This window comes from Vagococcus changpingensis (genome assembly GCF_058211775.1).
Genome location: NZ_JBYVZB010000002.1, coordinates 244,659 through 262,675 on the forward strand (window position 1 = coordinate 244,659; position 18,017 = coordinate 262,675).

An 18,017-nucleotide genomic window follows, 5' to 3' on the forward strand; every position below is an offset into this window, starting at 1 on the left:
ATTACTAATGAAAATATTAATAGTTACAACAGTTTCAGTTACTATGAATTTTTTTGAGCATTTAATAGATGATTTAATAGATGAAGGAATAGAAGTCCATTTAGCTACGAACTTTAATTATGGTAATATAAAAAAAATAAATAAAGATGCCGTCATGCATCAGATAGATTTTTCGAGGTCTATATATAGTAGAGATAATATAAATGCGTATAAACAATTTAAGGTACTTATAGAAAAAAATAATTTTGATATTATACATACTCATACACCGATAGCCTCTGCGATAGTGAGATTGCAAAAAAATAATATAGGAAAAACTATTTATACAGCTCATGGATTTCATTTTTATAAAGGAGCTCCAAGAAAGAATTGGTTGATATTTTATCCAATTGAAAAAATACTATCTTATAGAACAGAAAATTTGGTTACTATTAATAACGAAGATTATAATATTGCAAACAAAAAAATGCATATGAAAAAGTTACATTTAATTAATGGTCCGGGTGTTAATGTACCAGAAATACTGAAAATAAACAAATTAAGTAGAAGTGAGCTTGGGTTATCTGAAGATGACTTTATTCTTATCTTTGGAGCAGAATTAAATGAAAATAAAAATCAGAAGCTACTTATAGATTCTATGGAATTATTGGTAAAAAAACATAAAAATATTAAGTTACTCTTAGTAGGAACAGATAATTTTGAAGGAAAATACCAAAATTATACAACAGAAAAAGGTCTTTCAGATAATATTATTTTTTTAGGTATGAGAAATGATTTGATACCTATTATAAAAGTATGTGATGTAGCGGTAAGTTCAAGCTATAGAGAAGGACTAGGATTATTTTTAATAGAAGCTGGATGCTGTGGACTACCTATTATAGCAACTAAAAATAGAGGAAGCTCTGAAATTGTTGTTCAAGGTGAAAATGGTTTTCTTACAGATTTTACAGCTTATAATTTTGCAAGTGAAATAGAAAAAATATATAGTGACAGAAAATTATATGATCAATTATCTTCTTATTCTATATTAAATTATGAAAAATTTTCAGTATCCACAGTTAATAGTAAAATTAAAGAAATATATAAAAGTATTGAGTGACAGGAGTGTATAAATTTTGGTTGATGGAACCGTAGTAAGTATAGTTATACCAATGTATAATTGTGAAAAAACCATTGAGAATACAATACAAAGTATTTTATATCAGTCAGAAAGTAACTGCGAAATTATACTTGTTAATGATGGATCTACTGATTCGACATTTGAAAAAGCACTAGAATTAAAAAATAAAAATGAAAATACTATAAAATTAGTGTCGAAAAAAAATGGAGGGGTATCTTCAGCCAGAAATTTGGGGATTTCTTTAAGTAAAGGTAAGTATATTTGCTTTTTAGACTCCGATGATATTTATAAAAAAAATTTTTTAAAAGAGATGCTGTTGAAAGCAGAAAAAGATGATTCTGATTGTGTTATTTGTTGTATAGAGTATACTGATATAAATTTTAATATGGAATATGGAGAAGATGAGATATTTGTTGGGGATAATATAATTGCTAAAAATGTTCCTAAATTGATAGAAAAAAAAATATTCAACAGTATGGTAAATAAATTATATAAAAAATCAATTATAGACGAAAATAATATATTAGTTGATGAAGAATTACAGATAGGAGAAGATTTTGATTTTAATTTAAAGTATGTAGAGAAATGTCAGAAAGTATCAGTAATAAATAAATTCTTATATGTATATCAGGTTGAGCATAGTAAACTTACAAATAATTATAGAGAAAATGAGTATCAGGTTAGAAAAAAAAATATTGTTAGTTTAGAGAAGTATTATAAAAAATATGATGTAAAAAAAGATTTAAATTTTCAATATATAAAAATTTTTTATTCAGAATTATATAATGATTTGAGTATTGGAGCAAGTAGAAAAATAATAAAGTATAAAGCCCAACAGTTATTAAGAGATGATAAATTAAAGAATATTAAAGTAAATTCAAGTTCTAAAGTAGAGTTTATTTTATCTAAACCAGTAGAATTAAAGAATCTAAATTTAATATATTTGGTTTCTAAAATATCATTTAAATTCAAAAATAATACGATGCTAAGAAAAAAACAAATAAGCATATAGAGGATGGTGGAAATTGAATTCGATTAGTTATATAATTCCCCATTATAATTCAGTAGAAAGTTTAAAGCGGTTATTGGATTCAATAACATTGATTGATCAAGATGAAATAATAGTTATTGATGATTGTAGTTCAAACACAAGTTTAATTGAGCTTCAAAAATTACAGAAAAATAAAAGATTTAGGCTGTTGTCTACGGGAAAAAATGGAGGGGCTGGAAAAGCAAGAAACATAGGGATGGACAAGGCATCTAATAAATGGCTAATTTTTGCAGATTCAGATGATTATTTTGTACCTGATTATAGAGACTTATTAAAAAAATATACAAATAAAGAAGAAATCGATATAGTGTACTTTACTCCAACAAGTATAAGTGAGTCTAAAAATAGTAGTGTTCGAACAACTCGCCATGAGTATTATGAATACTTAGTATCTGAATACCTGAAAGGAAGTAAAGATGGACTAAATTCATTAAAATATAAATTTGTTGTACCGTGGTCTAAACTAATTAATAGAGATTATGTTAGTACTCATGGCTTCAAATTTGACGAGGTTTATGTTTCTAATGATGTAATGTTCTCAGCTAAAACAGCTAGTGAAACACATAGAATATTAGCTACAAAAGATGTAATATATTGTTGTGTGGAATCAGATAATTCATTAACTTCTGATATTAGTGTTAAACAGACATTAGATAGACTCGATATTTTTATAGAATATTATAAATATATAGAACTACAGATGGAAAAAAACGAGTTTTATAATTTAAATATAGTAGGTTTGAGTTATTTAGTGTTGGCTATCAGAAACTCTTTTTCTATTAGTGATTTGATGATAATCTATAAAAAGTTGAAAAGAAATAATATAAGAATTTTGACTGTGAAATATTTAAAGGAAACAATTTCTAGATTTTAGATATTGATAAAATGAGGATTTTAATATGATAATATATACTTCACTTATAATTATTAATTTAATAAGTATTTTAATTTTTAAGTCTCTTGAAGCTAGAAAGGGTAAAGACTTCTCTTCGTATTACCTACTAGTTTTTTTTGTGACTACGTTTGTGATTAGTGGACTTAGAGCTCAAAGCGTTGGAACCGATACATATAACTATCAATCTATATTTCAAACAATAGGACTAATGGGAACCGAATATTATGATTTTTCAAAATTTCCTGGATACACACTCTATAACCTATTTATCTATAGAGTAAATAATAATCCACAAATAATAACGATATTTAATTCGCTCGTTATATCTTTAGGTATGTCAATATGTTTTAAAAGATTGTCAACAAATCCATATATGTCTAGCTTATTATATATAACTTTATATCATTATTTTGTGACAATGAATGCAACAAGACAATATATATCTGTAATATTTTTATTTATTTCAATATATTATTTTATTAATAAGAAAAAGAGATTTTTACTATACTTTACATTGGCTCTAAGTTTTCATCAAGTTTCAATCATAGGGGTATTATATTTTATTCTCTACAAAATAAAATGGAATACGAAAAGATATATTTGGTTAGGTATATCAACTATACTTTCAGGAGTTTTCTTTTCAAGATTTACTATTATTTTTTCAAAAATATTTCCAGACTACAATATGTATTTTAATCAAAATAGTGCGGTAAATTTAGCATCAACAGGTAATGGAAATAAGGTGATACTTTCTTTATTCTTAATGATATTTATTCTTATGGGAGTATACGTAGTGAAAAAAAATGTTGATAAAAATGATTCGTATTATAGATTTCTACTAGCGTGTGTACTAATTTCTTTAATTCTAGATATAATGTTTAATAAAAATATTATGATGATTAGGGTAGTTCTATATTTTAATATAATGTACTTGTTTTTTATACCTCTAACGATTTCCTATTTTTCTTGTTTTATAAAGGAAAAATATATGTTTAATATTATTACATCAGTCGGAACGCTGTTAATAACTTTAATTCCTTTTTATTATCAACTATCCAATAATATGGTTAATGTTTTACCTTATTTATTTTTTTGGAACTTTTAAGGAGTATATATGAAAAAAAAACTAATACATAATATTATTTATCAAGGATTATATCAATTAACACTAATAATATTACCTATTATTACAATACCTATAGTTTCACACGCATTAGGAGCTGAAGGATTGGGTATATATAATTATGTGAGTTCTATAGTATCATATTTTATTCTATTTGCTGGGTTAGGTCTGGCTAATTATGGAATTAGAGAAATAGCAATTGTAAAAGATAATAAATATAAACTTTCAATGAAATTTTGGGAATTAGAGATATTTAACATTGAAATAATATCAATAATACTTTTATTATATTTTATCTTCTTATTATTTGTGGGGAACAAGTTATTCTTTTTAATATCTTCATTTAGTTTACTTGCTACACTATTTGATATATCTTGGTTTTATTATGGTATTGAGGATTTTAAGTCTATATCTATAATAAATTTTATTATAAAAATTTTATCTTTTATATGTATTCTTTTGTTTGTAAAAGATATTAATGATTTGTGGCTGTATTTTGGAATTCAGAGTATGAGTGTTTTTTTATCTAACCTTTCTCTATGGATATTTATGAGAAATAAAATCTTATGGATCAAACCAGATTTAAAAAGAATTAATAGGCATTTTAAACCAGCAAGTAGGTATTTTATAGGGAAAATTTCTTTAACTCTATATACTAATATGAACAAAACACTTTTAGGATTAATGGTATCTAGTGTAGCTGTGGGTCTGTACTCTAATTCATTACAGTTAATTACAATATTTGTAACATTAATTGGTACATTAGATACAGTTCTTATGCCACATATGACAAAATTATTCTCTGACAACAATCACAGTAAAATGATTGATACTATGGAGAAATCTCTGGACTTACAGTTTTTTCTTAGTATCCCATTAATGTTTGGGATAGTTCTAGTTAATAATAAAATGATTCCTTGGTTTTTTGGGAGTGACTTTGAATTATTGAATGTAACAGTACCAATTCTTGCTCCGTTAGTTGTAATAATGCCATTAGGTATATCTATAGTAAGACAGTATTTGATTCCAAAAAATAAGATAAAAGAATTCAATATTTCAGTTATTGTAGCAGCAATAATATCAATACTTTTAAACGTTATATTACTTCCTATTATTGGAATGTATGGAGCTATCATAGCAACATTTGTATCCGAATGTTTAGTAACGATTATAAGGTTATATGATTTAAAAAAGAATACTACTTTTAGATTCAGCTTTAAAAAGATATTAATCTATATTACATCCTCTATAGTAATGTATATTGTAGTTTATGTAATTACTAAAGATATGAATGCTAATATTATAACCACAATAATTCAAGGTGTTTTTGGTATGATAATTTATTTTATAGTAACTATGTTGTTTAAAGAAAATGTGTTTATGAAATTTATGAGAACTGAAAGAAAGTAAATTTTAGATTTTAAAAAAAATATATATATTAGTAGTGATTACACAATGGATAAGGAAAATCTAATGATATAAAATATATGTTTAAATTCTAGTAGAGGTGAAAAAATGAAAGTCTCAGTTGTAGGTTTGGGTTATGTTGGTTTAGCTAACGCATTATTATTATCACAAAATAATGATGTAATGGCATATGATATAGTAGATGAAAAGATAGAATTATTGAGCAAAGGGGTCTCACCATTAGTTGATAATGAAATTGAGGAATTCTTAACGGATAAATCTTTATCGATAGAATTCACAACAGATTTTGATAAGACAATCAATCATGGTGAATATTGTATCATTGCAACACCAACAGATTATGATGAAAAGAAAAACTATTTTAATACATCAACGGTTGAAAGTGTGATAGAAAAAGGATTAACAATCAATTCAGATACTATCTTTATTATAAAATCGACCGTTCCTGTAGGATATACAAAAGAGCTGAAAGAAAAGTACAACACGGAAAACATTATTTTCTCACCAGAGTTTTTACGTGAAGGAAAAGCCTTATATGATAACTTACATCCATCAAGAATTATAGTAGGTGAGAGAAGTGACAGAGCGGAAGTATTTGCTAAAGCATTATTGGATAATTCTTATGAAAAGGATGTACCTGTTTTATTAACTGATTCTACAGAAGCTGAAGCAATTAAATTATTTTCAAATACATACCTTGCTTTAAGAGTGTCATATTTTAATGAGCTAGATACCTACGCAGAAGTGAGAGGGCTAGACACTAAACAGATTATCGAAGGTGTTGGTTTAGATCCTCGTATAGGAAGTCATTACAACAATCCTTCATTTGGTTATGGTGGTTATTGTTTACCAAAAGACACCAAACAATTATTGGCTAATTATGACCAAGTACCCAATAATATTATTGGGGCAATTGTTGATGCAAATAGAACTCGAAAAGATTTTATCGCTGACCAGATTATTGCTAAGCAACCCAAAATTGTAGGTATCTACCGTTTAACGATGAAAGCTAACTCGGATAATTTTAGATACTCGTCTATTCAAGGGATTATGAAACGATTAAAAGCTAAGGGAATAGAAGTGATTGTTTACGAGCCAACACTAAAAGAAGACACATTTTTTAATTCAAAAGTCTACACAGATTTAGATGAATTTAAAAAAGTATCAGAAGTTATCGTAACCAATCGTATCGAAAAAGAATTAGCAGACTCATTGGATAAGATTTATACAAGAGATATATTTAATCAAGATTAAAAGTTAATTTAAGCTATAAAATTTCTAGGGTAATAACTTATAGTAAAAAGGAACCAAGAGTAAAGATTGGATGAGTATGATGAAAAAAATTATTAATGAAACAATAAAAAAATATAATATAAAATTATTTACAAAGATTAGATTTAAAAGAGTAATGGGTTACAAACCTAATTTAATAAATCCGAAAACTTTATCAGAGAAAATAACTTGGTTAATGTTATTTTACTATCCAACGTATAAACCTGCCTACACTTTAGGAGATAAGTATGGACTTAGGAAAGTCTTGGAAAAATCTAGTTTGAGGGAGTACCTACCACCAATTATTGGTGCATATACTAGTGTTGATGAAATAAATTTTGACTCATTACCTACAGCTTTTGTAATAAAAAAAAGTAACGCAAGTAATATGAATGCTATAGTTAATAATAAGTATAATACTGATTATGAAATTCTGAAAGATAAAATTAATAATTGGATGAAACAAGATTATGGCGATATTTCAGGAGAAAGACATTATTCAAAAATGACATCTACTATTTTAATAGAAGAATTTTTAAATATTGAAAAAGAGTATCAAATATTTTGTTTTAATGGAGTACCAAAATTTGTTAGTACAGTTGAATTTAGAATGATTGATAATAAACAAACTGATTTTAAAGAAAAAAAAGAGGTTACCAAAAAAGAAATAATAGATATTGAGGAATTAAAGAAAAATAGTACCATTACTGATATACTAGATAAAGTTTACGAACATATTAAAGAAATTCCATTAGTAAGGGTAGATATAATAGTAACTGATAGTGGAATTTATATTGGTGAATTGACCTTTACACCAGCAGGTGGATTGCTACCTAATTATGATAAAGAACTTCAAGAAAAATTAGGTAGTTATATAACACTTCCAAAAATATAAACAAACTCCCTCCACAAGAAATCGATTTGATTCCTCGTGGAGGGGTATTTTTTTATCCTAATCTATCTTTCTAACATAATCCTTGTGAAGTGTAACAAATACTTTGCGATGATTATAGAGTATACAAGCATGCGTTGTTGTTTTGGTGTGGCAAATTTGCTCAATATCAAAGACAGTACTTTTGGAAAAGTGCATACCAGATGCTTTTTTAAAGGATTCATCGGCTTGAATGACGAGTGTTCTTAATGCTTCAAATCGTGTTCCTGTTGTATGATAAGCGTCCTTTTGTTGGGTGATGGTCTTTTTGGGTGTAGCATATTGTTGCCAAGCAAGTTTATCTCCATAAAAATAACTGGTATCAACAGGAGTACTGGTATATTGCCACATCGCATAGCTTGGCCATTGTTTAACGACAGGTGTGTGTTGAGAGTATTTCGCGACCCATAAGCCATAATCACCAGCTACGACATCCAACCAATCATCAGAGTTTGCATCACTTTCATTCATATAGATGAGAGGTTTCACGCCTGTTTGTTTGTAGACGTAATCTAAAAATTCTTTGGCTTTTTGTGCGCCTTGTTTGCCATACTCTTCATAATCAAGCGCAAGGATTGCTTCACCTATGTAACCTTTGATGTGTGTTAAGAAAAAGTCTGCTTGTTTGATGACATCATTTTGATCTAGAAAATGATACACCCCATAAGGTTTATTTAGTTTTTTGGCTTGTTGGACAAAAGTGTTACATGTATCATCAATAAAATAAGTGCCTTCTGTTGCTTTGAAGATAAAGGCATCTGCTTTTAGTGTATCAAGTGACATCCCTCGTTGATGGTTTGATAAGTCGATTACTTTTAACATCTAAAAACTCCTTTCTGGTATAAGAAAAGACGACGTTTGTGGTAAACGTCGTCTAACAGGTTAGAACAACTCTGTAATAATTGTTTCACTATAGTGTGCTGATTTTGGTGTCACGTATAATTTTTTACCGTTTGATTCAAACAAATCAAGTGTGGCGATGATAGTCATGGCTTCTTTTACTTCATCTTTTGTTAAATCTTGTTTAGCTACTTTTGGTACTAAGGTAGTTTTTTTATTGTCTTCATTTAAAAAGTTTAAGTTTAATTTTTTCATGGGTGTTTCCTCCTAGTTAGTTTGAGTGATTAAATATCATAGTGGTGTGTATCAACGATTGCTAGTTTTTCTAATGGTTCATCAGTTGGTGCAAGGTTATTGAAGACATCACTTAAATCTAAAATGCTTTCATCAGAAGCGTCTTCGATTAAATTGGCAAGGGTTTGTTTACGTGGTTTATTGTCTCCTACTGCTTTAAATGATAAGATGGCTTTTTTACTGTCAAATAGTTTTTCCATGATAGTCACGTCCTTTTTGTTTTTTTGTAAGTCGCGCGCCTTACACTTATATAAACGTTTCCCAACTCAAAAGTGTCACACCTTTTTTTCAATTTTTTGATATTTTTTTCTTACACCATCTCGCCAACGATAAACCGTTTGTCTGGCAACGTGGTGTTTTTTAGCGATTTGACTAATGGTTAATTGCTCAAAAAAGCGATCGTTTAAAAAATGGGTTTCGTCTTTAGATAAAAGAGCCAGTAGCTCATGATATAAATCAGACGCGACCAGACAGCAGGTCATATCCTCTTCTTGAGGGATTGACTCAAGAAAGGACTCTTCGATGACATCTTTATCAAAGCGTCGCTGTTCTTTTCTGATAGCATCTAATGTTGCCCAATAAATTTTTTGGTACACAAATGGGCGAAATGGTGGGTGATTTTCCACATCGGTCTGATAGTGTCTATGTGCTATAAGTAATTCAATTCTTGCTCGTTGTAGGTAATCATCAAATTCTGGATGTGTCGGTGTGATGTGACATTTCTTTAATGCGCCTAAGATCAATGAATGATAGGTAGTAAATAGTTGTTCTTCCATTGTTATTATCCTCTCAAAAGTTAATCATTTGGCTAGCCACTGTGAGTATAGGGAAAATGCGTCAATAACGAAAAAACCAATTTTTGAATTTTTTGCGTAAAATCATTTAAAAATGTATGAAAACGGTTTAAAAATAAATAGGATATGTTAAAATAATAAACGATAAAAGAACAAAATATAGGAGAGAAGCGAATGAAAACTGAAGGCAGAAAACGATTAATATATGAAGCATTAGCGCATGGAGATTCAATCACACTAAACGATTTATATAACAAATTTTTACCTTGTAGTGTCAAAATGGGGCAAACTCATTTGTCAGAAGATATTTATTTTATTCATGATATTTCTGATTTGGGATTGGCATATAAGACCCTTCTTTTTTCATCGACGTCACTTCCTATTTTGACAACCTCAAATACTCAAATGTTGATGAGTGAGTATAACGAAAGAAATCAACGTATTTTCCAAAAAGTCATACATACAGTAGCGTTATACGATGACTTTAGTCAAAAACGATACAAACAACCTATGATTGATAAATGTTGTCTGTTTGTGCCGTTAAACGGATCAGTTAGGAAGGATACTAGCTTTTTTAACATTATGTACATTGAAACGTGTCATCAAATTAGTAAAGGTGTAACGATGATTAATTTTTCTAATTATTTAAGCATCGAGATAGATTATGAGTGTAAATCATTGCTCTCACGTATTCATGAGGCGATGAGACATTATATGTTATATTTTTATCCTGAGATGTCCCAAATGTTAGATGAAGTGGTTGAAGAAAGAGGTCGATTTATCGAGTATCATTTTGATAATGTGACGCGTCTGTTGACCCCCATTGATAGTAAACGATTGGATAGATGTCGTCATACGGTTGATTATTTTTTGACTGTCCAACAACGCCATCAAACGTTGACGATTCACGAGTTTATAGAAGAATATGATAGTTACTGGGATAAAATATAATAAAAATATGATATAGTAAAAAGATGCAAGGGGGCTAAAAGTAATGGAAGTCATTCAAAGCATCAAAAAAGAAAAAACAGGGTATCTTTTAACAACCAAAAGTGGATTGACGATGACGATTTCAGAAGATTCACTCGTCAGACATCGTCTCCTTAAAGGCAGTGAGGTATCAGAAGAGTTATTAAATCAAGTAAAAGAAGAAGCAAGTTTTGATATAGGGTATCAAAAAGCACTAAATTACCTAAGCTATCAATTACGGAGCGAACAAGAAATAACAGATTATTTAAAAAAACAAGAGATTAGTTTCCCACAAATAGTCAAGATTATGGATAAATTAAAAGAATTATCCTTATTAAATGATCAGGTATTTGCTGAAAGTTATGTTCGCACAGCCATTAGAACCACTGATAAAGGCCCTCAAGGTGTCAAAGAGTTTTTAATGAAAAAAGGGGTAGATGGTGGAACGATTGATGACGCATTGAGCTTATTTGATCACACTCATCAGTTGGTTTTAGGAAAAAGATTAACAGAAAAAATGTTGCGAAAATATCAACAAAAAAGTCAAAAAGAGCGTGTGAATAAAATTCGTCAACAATTATTTATAAAAGGATTTCACGCTGATGTGATTTCTCAATTAATCGACGAGCTAGATTTTGATGAGGAAGAAGATGAATATAGCTTATTAGTGAAACAAGGAGATAAATTATGGCGTCGTCATGAGCGATTGGATGCACGAAAAAGGCATCAGAAGATAACACAAAGTTTATATCAAAAGGGCTTTTCATTTGATGATATTAATCGTTATATAGAAGAAAAAGAGATGGAGTTAGAGTAAAAAAATGAGTAAAGAGATAACTTGGACACAAGAAAAAACAGCCAGTTTTCAAGAGGATTTATTAACGTGGTATCGTCTTGAAAAAAGAGACTTACCATGGAGAGAATCAACAGATCCTTATAGAGTATGGGTGTCTGAGATTATGTTGCAACAAACACAAGTTGTCACTGTGATTCCTTATTTTAATCGGTTTATGGAGTGGTTTCCAACAATCGAAGCGTTAGCCAATGCTAATGAGGATAAATTGTTAAAAGCGTGGGAAGGACTGGGGTATTATTCACGTGTCAGAAACATGCAACATGCTGCAAGGGAAATAGTAGCAACGTTTGATGGAAAGATGCCAAATAAAATAGAGGATATTTTATCTTTAAAGGGAATTGGACCTTATACAGGTGGAGCGATTGGGAGTATTGCATTTTCATTACCAGAGCCAGCAATTGATGGAAATGTGATGCGAGTCTATAGTCGCTTATTTTGTTTGGCTGATGATATTGCGTTACCTAAAACACGAAAAGTATTTGATCGTTATGTAAGAGACACCATGTCTCAAAGTGAGCCGGGCGATTTTAATCAAGCCCTAATGGATTTAGGTGCTACGATTTGTACGCCAACTAAGCCGTCGTGTGAAACATGTCCTATACAAGCGTATTGTGAAGCAAAACAAACGAATACGATATCTAAATACCCAGTGAAAAAGAAAAAAGAAAAAGCGACACCTCTTTATTATGTAGCCGATATTTTACAAAATGATACGGGGGCTTTTTTATTGGAAAAACGACCATCGGATGGGTTGTTAGCTGATATGTGGACTTTTCCAATGAGGGAAGTAACGAAAAAGGATTACGATCGTTTCTCAAAAATTTATGACTCACAGGATGTATTGACAGGTGTAGTAGCTGAGCAATTAAGTTTATATGATGAAGCAGACAATGTAAAAGGTAAAAAACTTTTAGGAATTGTAACACATATCTTTAGTCATCGAAAATGGCATATATTAGTGGTTCAAGATGAGATAAAGGGGCTAAATAATACTCATCTAACTAATCAAGAGTGGAGTTATTTAGACGAATTTCCGCAGTACGTTTTTCCAAAACCGCAACAAAAGATGGTGGAACTACTAAAGAAAAGTATGAATAACTAGTGATATAATAGAGGAAGGTATGCTATAATAATTCTGATATTGGTGTTAAATAATAAATTTAACGCCCATGTGAAAAATTGGCAATCATTGTCAAAGAAAGCAGGATTAAATAGTGATGCGTGTTCCTAAAGAGGGAGAGTTTATCACGATCCAGAGTTACAAGCATGACGGAAGTTTACATCGAACTTGGCGCGACACAATGGTCCTAAAAACAAGTGAGTGTTCGATAATTGGCATGAATGACCACACACTTGTGACAGAATCAGATGGACGCCGATGGGTGACGCGTGAACCTGCTATTGTATATTTCCATACAAAATATTGGTTCAACATAATTGCTATGATACGAGAGAAAGGAGTTTCCTACTATTGTAATCTTGCCTCACCTTATGTCTTGGATGAGGAAGCTTTAAAATATATTGATTATGACTTGGATATAAAAGTGTTTCCTGATGGAGAAAAACGCTTATTAGATGTTGATGAATATGAAGATCATCGAAGACTAATGAATTACCCAAACGAAATTGATATTGTTCTTAAAGAAAATGTGAAGATTTTGGTAGACTGGATTAATGAAGGAAAAGGTCCTTTCTCTGATGAATACGTCGATATTTGGTATAAACGGTATCAACAATTATCAAGAAAATGAAGCAACTGTCTGTTTCGTAAATTCAGGGTTTGATAAGCAATGAAGAGGTTAACAAAAAACGATGAGAGAGCGTCATCGTTTTTTGTTATTTTTTTGTTTTTGAAACGAAAAAAATAACCATTTTGTTTGAATTTATTATGTTATACTTTTTACAAGATGAATAAAGGAGGGTATTTAAGTGAAGAAAAAACTATCTATCCTATTCTTAATAAGTGCCGTTCTTTGTGTTGGTCTGATGATAGTGAAGTTGTCTCATTCAGACAATTTTGCCTCTGAAAAAATTATTCGAGAAGTCATTGAGCCAGAAAAGAAAGTAATGACAATACCAAAGGAAGCATCTATTAATTATAGTAAAAAAAGACAAGTTATGTCGATTAAAGAAATGTAAGGGGTTATAAAAATAAACAAGACAAAGAGAGACTCTTTGTCTTGTTTATTTTTATATTGTTTTTTTCATATGTTGGTGTTCAATAGTTGCTTCCCGATATGTATCACCAAAGGATTCATATCCTAGTGAACGATAGAAATCAAAAGCATGCAGCTGTGCACCTAAAATAAGAGTAGAGACATTGTATTGCTTTGCGACATCTTCTACATAAGTCATAAGTTGTTTGCCTACTCCTTTTCCTCTTGCTTCTTTATCGACAGCCATACGTTGTACTGCCATAGTGGTTTTATCAATTGGTAGCAATCGAACGGTGCCTAAAGGTTTTCTATTTTCATCATATAAGACACAATGAATGGCTAACTCCTCATCAGCTATTTCAATAGATTTAGGAATGTTTTGCTCTTTTACAAAAACATTTAATCGAATGTCTTTTGCATCATGATAAATAGTAGAGTGAAGATCATTTGTATGAAGCAGTTGTGACATATTTTTGTCTCCTTTATGTGGTTTGTATCATTTTATCAAATTAGCAGTTTTTTTTTAACAAATAGATTATAATAAACATACGTGAATTTAAATAAAGTGAGGGGACTATATGTTACAAAAATTAAAATCGTCTAAACTAATGTTTTGGTCACTTGAATTACTTATTATAGCAACGTTAATTTTAGTAGGAACACAAATTAACTTTTTATTCAAACCGATAGGGACCTTATTTACTACCATGTTTTCACCAATTATTATATCAGGTTTTTTATTTTATTGTGTGAACCCAATTTTATTATTTATGTTAAAAAAAGGGGTTAAAAGAACATGGGCTGTAGCCATTATTATGCTATTTTTAGTGGGCATAGTGCTATTACTTATTATGTCTGTGATTCCTAATTTGATAAAACAGATAACCATGTTGACTAAATCAGCACCAGATTTTTATGTGGCAATTGAAAAAACAATTAATGAAGTTGCTCATCATCCCGTGATGAAGAATGTGGATATTCAACAGTATTTAGAACAATGGAATATCTCGTTTGGGAATATTGTCAAAACAACTTTATCTAGTCTAGGAAATGGATTAGGTTCATTTATTTCTTCTATGGCAGGGATTGTTATGATTATTTTCACTGTTCCGTTTATCTTGTTTTACATGTTAAAAGATGGGGATAAATTTTTACCAAATGTGATTCGCTTTTTCCCGGAAACACATAGGAAAGAGATGACAGGATTACTTATAAAAATGAGTCAAACCATCTCAAAATATATCAGTGGTCAGATGATAGAGTGTTTATTTGTTGGCGTGGCAACCAGTGTAGGGTACATGTTAGTTGGTGTCAATTACGCCTTTTTATTTGGTGTCATAGCTGGACTATCTAACATGATTCCTTATATTGGACCTTATATTGGGTTAGCACCTGCACTGTTTGTTACGGTATTTACTGATCCTGTTAAAGCCATTCTAGCCTGTATTGTGGTGTTGATTGTTCAACAAATTGATGGAAATATTATTTATCCAAATGTTATAGGAAAAAGTTTGGACATTCATCCTCTTACTATTATTATTATTTTGCTAGTGGCAGGAAACATCGCAGGTCTTTTAGGAATGATTTTAGGTGTTCCTTTTTATGCAGTGTGTAAAACAATAGTCGTTTATGTCTATGATATGATTCAATTAAATAAACGTATAAAAAAAGAAAATACTCCCGTTAAATAATATGGGGGTATTTATCTTTTATATTGAATTTAACTGTTATTTATGATACGATTTTCGGAGGAATATTAAAAAGAACGAATAAATGTTAGGAGAGAAAAGCTTATGAACGCTGACCCTGAGAGTCAGTCTATTTTTATCAATATTATTATTTTGATTGTGTTAACATTACTAAACGCCTTTTTTGCTGCTGCGGAGGTTTCCGTTATTTCGGTAAATAGAAACAGATTGGAAAATAAGGCTGAAGAAGGAGACAAAGCATCCATTAAATTGCTGGGTCTAATCAATGATTCAGGAAATTTTTTATCGACTATTCAAGTAGGGATTACGTTAGTTACTATCTTGTCAGGGGCTTCTTTGGCAAATTCTTTTGCTAGAGAGTTAGCACCTGTTTTTGGTGATGTTGCTTGGGCAAAACAAGCATCACAAGTGATTGTACTAGTGTTATTAACGTATATTTCTATTGTATTTGGGGAATTATATCCAAAACGAATTGCTTTAAATAAACCTGAAGCGGTTGCTAGATTTGTAATGGGACCTATTTCATTGTTAGGTAAAGTGATGAGACCGTTTGTATGGTTATTATCAAGTTCAACAAATCTCTTAAGTCGTATTACGCCAATGAAGTTTGATGATGAAAAAGAACGTATGACTCGTGAAGAAATGGCCTATATGCTAACTAATGAAGGGGTCTTAGACTCTGATGAGTTGGAAATGGTGCAAGGTATTTTTGGATTGGACACTACAATGGCTAGAGAAGTAATGGTACCACGTACTGATGCTTTCATGATTGATATTCACGACTCAGCAGAAGATAATATTGATAAAGTATTAGGAAACAATTTCTCAAGAATTCCAGTTTATGATGACGATAAAGATAAAGTCATCGGGATTCTACATTTAAAAAACTTACTAAAAGAAGCCAGAGAAAAAGGATTTGAAAATTTAAATCTGTTGAATGTGATACATGAACCATTATATGTACCCGAAACGATTTTTATTGATGATTTATTAAGAGAATTAAAGAAAACACAAAATCATATGGCTATCTTATTAGACGAATATGGTGGTGTATCTGGTTTAGTAACGTTTGAAGATTTATTAGAGGAGATTGTTGGTGAGATTGACGACGAATCAGATGAATTAACGATTGATCATTTATTAAAACAAGTAAGTGATAATCAGTATCTCATTGAAGCACGTATGTTAATTAATGATTTTAATGAAAAATTTGGAACAACTATTTCGATGACAGATGTTGATACAATGGCTGGATTTATGATTACTGAATTGGGAGTGATTCCTGAAAAGGATGAACGCTTAACCATTCATGTCGATCATATTGATTTGACAACGTATAAAGCAGAAGGAACACGATTGTTAGAAATACTTGTGACAATCAATGACGTTGAAGAAGAGGAAGATGACAAATATTATAAATCACGTGATGATGATTAATAGACAGTGAGGGATTACCATGAGAAAAGTGATTACATATGGAACATTTGATTTGTTGCACTACGGACATATTAACTTACTACGTCGTGCAAAAGCACAAGGTGATTATCTGATTGTTGCTTTATCTACTGATGAATTCAATTGGAATGAAAAACAAAAAAAGTGTTATTTTTCATATGAAAAAAGAAAAATGTTGTTAGAAGCAATACGTTATGTGGATTTAGTTATACCAGAACAAGCGTGGGACCAAAAAATAACCGATATTGACGAATTTAAAGTGGATGTATTTGTGATGGGAGACGATTGGAAAGGTCAATTTGATTTTGTGAAAGAAACAGGAGCAGATGTTGTCTATCTTGAGAGAACTCCTGAAATTTCAACAACACAAATCAAAAAAGATATTGGTAATAAATAATATTTAAATAAAAAATTTGGAGTGATTTTGTGCTTTTCTTATTAGGAGTAGCTATTTTTCTTAGTTTATTAATGCTGATTTATATTTTATTTAGCCCAATACCTATGGCGATCAGTCGAAATAAAAAAAATAAACAAATTAAAAAAGTTAAAAAGTATGTAGATAAATTTACTGTGAAAAATAAATATAAGTATTTTTCTAAAAAGATGAGACGTGTCGTGAAAAAAAGTTCATTGGCAGATTTAATTTCTATAGTTTTTAGTTGTAAATCAATTGAACAAGATATTGATAATAGTTTACAAAGTTGTGGGATAGATAGAAAACAGTTTATACAAGATATAAAGTTAGAACCAAAAATAATGAATTATTTTTATAGTGCAGATGACTCTGTTATTTATGAAGTTCTTTACTTAGCTGATTTACTTCAATTAGATGATTGTAAAGATATTCTTGTTGATAATTTTGAAGAATACACTGGACAGGCACAATTTTTTATTCTTTATTCAATGATGAAGTCGAAAAATATGGATTTCTATAATTTAATTAAACAGGAAAAAAATCATAAGTTTAATGCTGACTTATTTAATAAATTAGAAACAGAACTTTATTTAAATTGAGAGGATAAAAAATAATGAGTAATTTAGTAATATTTATAGGAATTGCGGCCCTTGTAATCAATTATATATTTTTTACGATATATGGTTTTCAGATTATATTATCAAGAAGA

21 protein-coding genes are annotated in these 18,017 nt (G+C 29.9%); 16 read left to right on the forward strand and 5 right to left on the reverse strand.

Annotated features, from left to right (window positions below; genetic code table 11):
- Nucleotides 1-7: 7 nt before the first annotated feature.
- The 7 genes from AC37UB_RS05625 (at nt 8) to AC37UB_RS05655 (ending at nt 7,784) form a co-directional block, all read left to right on the forward strand.
- Entirely contained in the window at nt 8-1,099 is a 1,092-nt protein-coding gene (locus AC37UB_RS05625) for a glycosyltransferase (RefSeq protein WP_242094134.1), read from the forward strand.
- A 16-nt stretch (nt 1,100-1,115) separates the two neighbouring features.
- Nucleotides 1,116-2,132: a glycosyltransferase family 2 protein gene (locus AC37UB_RS05630; RefSeq protein ID WP_242094136.1), complete on the forward strand. Its 1,017-nt coding sequence runs from the start codon at nt 1,116-1,118 to the stop codon at nt 2,130-2,132.
- 13 nt (nt 2,133-2,145) lie between these two features.
- On the forward strand, nt 2,146-3,045 hold the full coding sequence (locus AC37UB_RS05635; protein WP_242094138.1) for a glycosyltransferase family 2 protein: 900 nt from the start codon (nt 2,146-2,148) through the stop codon (nt 3,043-3,045).
- Between the two features lie 25 nt (nt 3,046-3,070).
- Nucleotides 3,071-4,171, forward strand: a complete 1,101-nt coding sequence (locus tag AC37UB_RS05640) for an EpsG family protein (RefSeq protein WP_371821042.1) — start codon at nt 3,071-3,073, stop codon at nt 4,169-4,171.
- A 9-nt stretch (nt 4,172-4,180) separates the two neighbouring features.
- Nucleotides 4,181-5,599, forward strand: coding sequence for an oligosaccharide flippase family protein (locus AC37UB_RS05645; RefSeq protein WP_242094140.1), 1,419 nt, complete (start codon nt 4,181-4,183; stop codon nt 5,597-5,599).
- Nucleotides 5,600-5,704: 105 nt separating this feature from the next.
- Nucleotides 5,705-6,871: a nucleotide sugar dehydrogenase gene (locus AC37UB_RS05650; protein ID WP_242094143.1), complete on the forward strand. Its 1,167-nt coding sequence runs from the start codon at nt 5,705-5,707 to the stop codon at nt 6,869-6,871.
- 79 nt (nt 6,872-6,950) lie between these two features.
- Nucleotides 6,951-7,784: an ATP-grasp fold amidoligase family protein gene (locus AC37UB_RS05655; protein WP_242094145.1), complete on the forward strand. Its 834-nt coding sequence runs from the start codon at nt 6,951-6,953 to the stop codon at nt 7,782-7,784.
- Nucleotides 7,785-7,841: 57 nt separating this feature from the next.
- Here AC37UB_RS05655 and AC37UB_RS05660 read toward each other — a convergent pair whose 3' ends face one another.
- The 4 genes from AC37UB_RS05660 to AC37UB_RS05675 all read right to left on the reverse strand — a co-directional run bounded on the left by AC37UB_RS05660 (nt 7,842) and on the right by AC37UB_RS05675 (nt 9,730).
- Entirely contained in the window at nt 7,842-8,642 is an 801-nt protein-coding gene (locus tag AC37UB_RS05660) for a GH25 family lysozyme (protein WP_490685425.1), read from the reverse strand.
- Nucleotides 8,643-8,702: 60 nt separating this feature from the next.
- Entirely contained in the window at nt 8,703-8,915 is a 213-nt protein-coding gene (locus AC37UB_RS05665; protein ID WP_241699308.1) for a DUF2922 domain-containing protein, read from the reverse strand.
- Between the two features lie 29 nt (nt 8,916-8,944).
- A complete protein-coding gene (locus AC37UB_RS05670) occupies nt 8,945-9,154 on the reverse strand; it encodes a hypothetical protein (RefSeq protein WP_117972591.1) in 210 nt (69 codons plus the stop codon).
- A gap of 75 nt (nt 9,155-9,229) precedes the next feature.
- Complete coding sequence (locus tag AC37UB_RS05675; RefSeq protein WP_241699309.1) at nt 9,230-9,730, reverse strand: sigma-70 family RNA polymerase sigma factor; 501 nt, start codon at nt 9,728-9,730, stop codon at nt 9,230-9,232.
- 192 nt (nt 9,731-9,922) lie between these two features.
- Here AC37UB_RS05675 and AC37UB_RS05680 point away from each other — a divergent pair, with 192 nt between their 5' ends.
- The 5 genes from AC37UB_RS05680 to AC37UB_RS05700 all read left to right on the forward strand — a co-directional run bounded on the left by AC37UB_RS05680 (nt 9,923) and on the right by AC37UB_RS05700 (nt 13,712).
- On the forward strand, nt 9,923-10,699 hold the full coding sequence (locus AC37UB_RS05680; protein WP_490685426.1) for a competence protein ComK: 777 nt from the start codon (nt 9,923-9,925) through the stop codon (nt 10,697-10,699).
- A gap of 43 nt (nt 10,700-10,742) precedes the next feature.
- Nucleotides 10,743-11,534, forward strand: a complete 792-nt coding sequence (gene recX / locus AC37UB_RS05685; protein ID WP_490685427.1) for a recombination regulator RecX — start codon at nt 10,743-10,745, stop codon at nt 11,532-11,534.
- 4 nt (nt 11,535-11,538) lie between these two features.
- Nucleotides 11,539-12,675: an A/G-specific adenine glycosylase gene (gene mutY / locus AC37UB_RS05690; RefSeq protein ID WP_490685428.1), complete on the forward strand. Its 1,137-nt coding sequence runs from the start codon at nt 11,539-11,541 to the stop codon at nt 12,673-12,675.
- A 115-nt stretch (nt 12,676-12,790) separates the two neighbouring features.
- Complete coding sequence (gene ntdP / locus AC37UB_RS05695; RefSeq protein WP_117972596.1) at nt 12,791-13,324, forward strand: nucleoside tri-diphosphate phosphatase; 534 nt, start codon at nt 12,791-12,793, stop codon at nt 13,322-13,324.
- Nucleotides 13,325-13,502: 178 nt separating this feature from the next.
- On the forward strand, nt 13,503-13,712 hold the full coding sequence (locus AC37UB_RS05700; RefSeq protein ID WP_241699313.1) for a hypothetical protein: 210 nt from the start codon (nt 13,503-13,505) through the stop codon (nt 13,710-13,712).
- A 51-nt stretch (nt 13,713-13,763) separates the two neighbouring features.
- On the opposite strand, the gene AC37UB_RS05705 is transcribed toward AC37UB_RS05700, so the two are convergent.
- Complete coding sequence (locus AC37UB_RS05705) at nt 13,764-14,198, reverse strand: GNAT family N-acetyltransferase (RefSeq protein ID WP_490685429.1); 435 nt, start codon at nt 14,196-14,198, stop codon at nt 13,764-13,766.
- 109 nt (nt 14,199-14,307) lie between these two features.
- Between AC37UB_RS05705 and AC37UB_RS05710 the strand changes: the two genes are divergently transcribed.
- The 4 genes from AC37UB_RS05710 (at nt 14,308) to AC37UB_RS05725 (ending at nt 17,907) form a co-directional block, all read left to right on the forward strand.
- Nucleotides 14,308-15,420, forward strand: coding sequence for an AI-2E family transporter (locus tag AC37UB_RS05710; protein WP_241699315.1), 1,113 nt, complete (start codon nt 14,308-14,310; stop codon nt 15,418-15,420).
- Nucleotides 15,421-15,522: 102 nt separating this feature from the next.
- Nucleotides 15,523-16,875 carry a hemolysin family protein gene (locus tag AC37UB_RS05715; RefSeq protein ID WP_242094159.1) on the forward strand — a complete coding sequence of 451 codons (1,353 nt, stop codon included), beginning with the start codon at nt 15,523-15,525 and terminating at the stop codon, nt 16,873-16,875.
- Nucleotides 16,876-16,894: 19 nt separating this feature from the next.
- Nucleotides 16,895-17,290 (forward strand): glycerol-3-phosphate cytidylyltransferase, encoded by a 396-nt coding sequence (gene tagD / locus AC37UB_RS05720; protein ID WP_242094161.1) that lies wholly within the window; start codon nt 16,895-16,897, stop codon nt 17,288-17,290.
- 29 nt (nt 17,291-17,319) lie between these two features.
- Nucleotides 17,320-17,907: a hypothetical protein gene (locus tag AC37UB_RS05725; protein WP_242094163.1), complete on the forward strand. Its 588-nt coding sequence runs from the start codon at nt 17,320-17,322 to the stop codon at nt 17,905-17,907.
- The last annotated feature ends 110 nt before the right edge of the window (nt 17,908-18,017 follow it).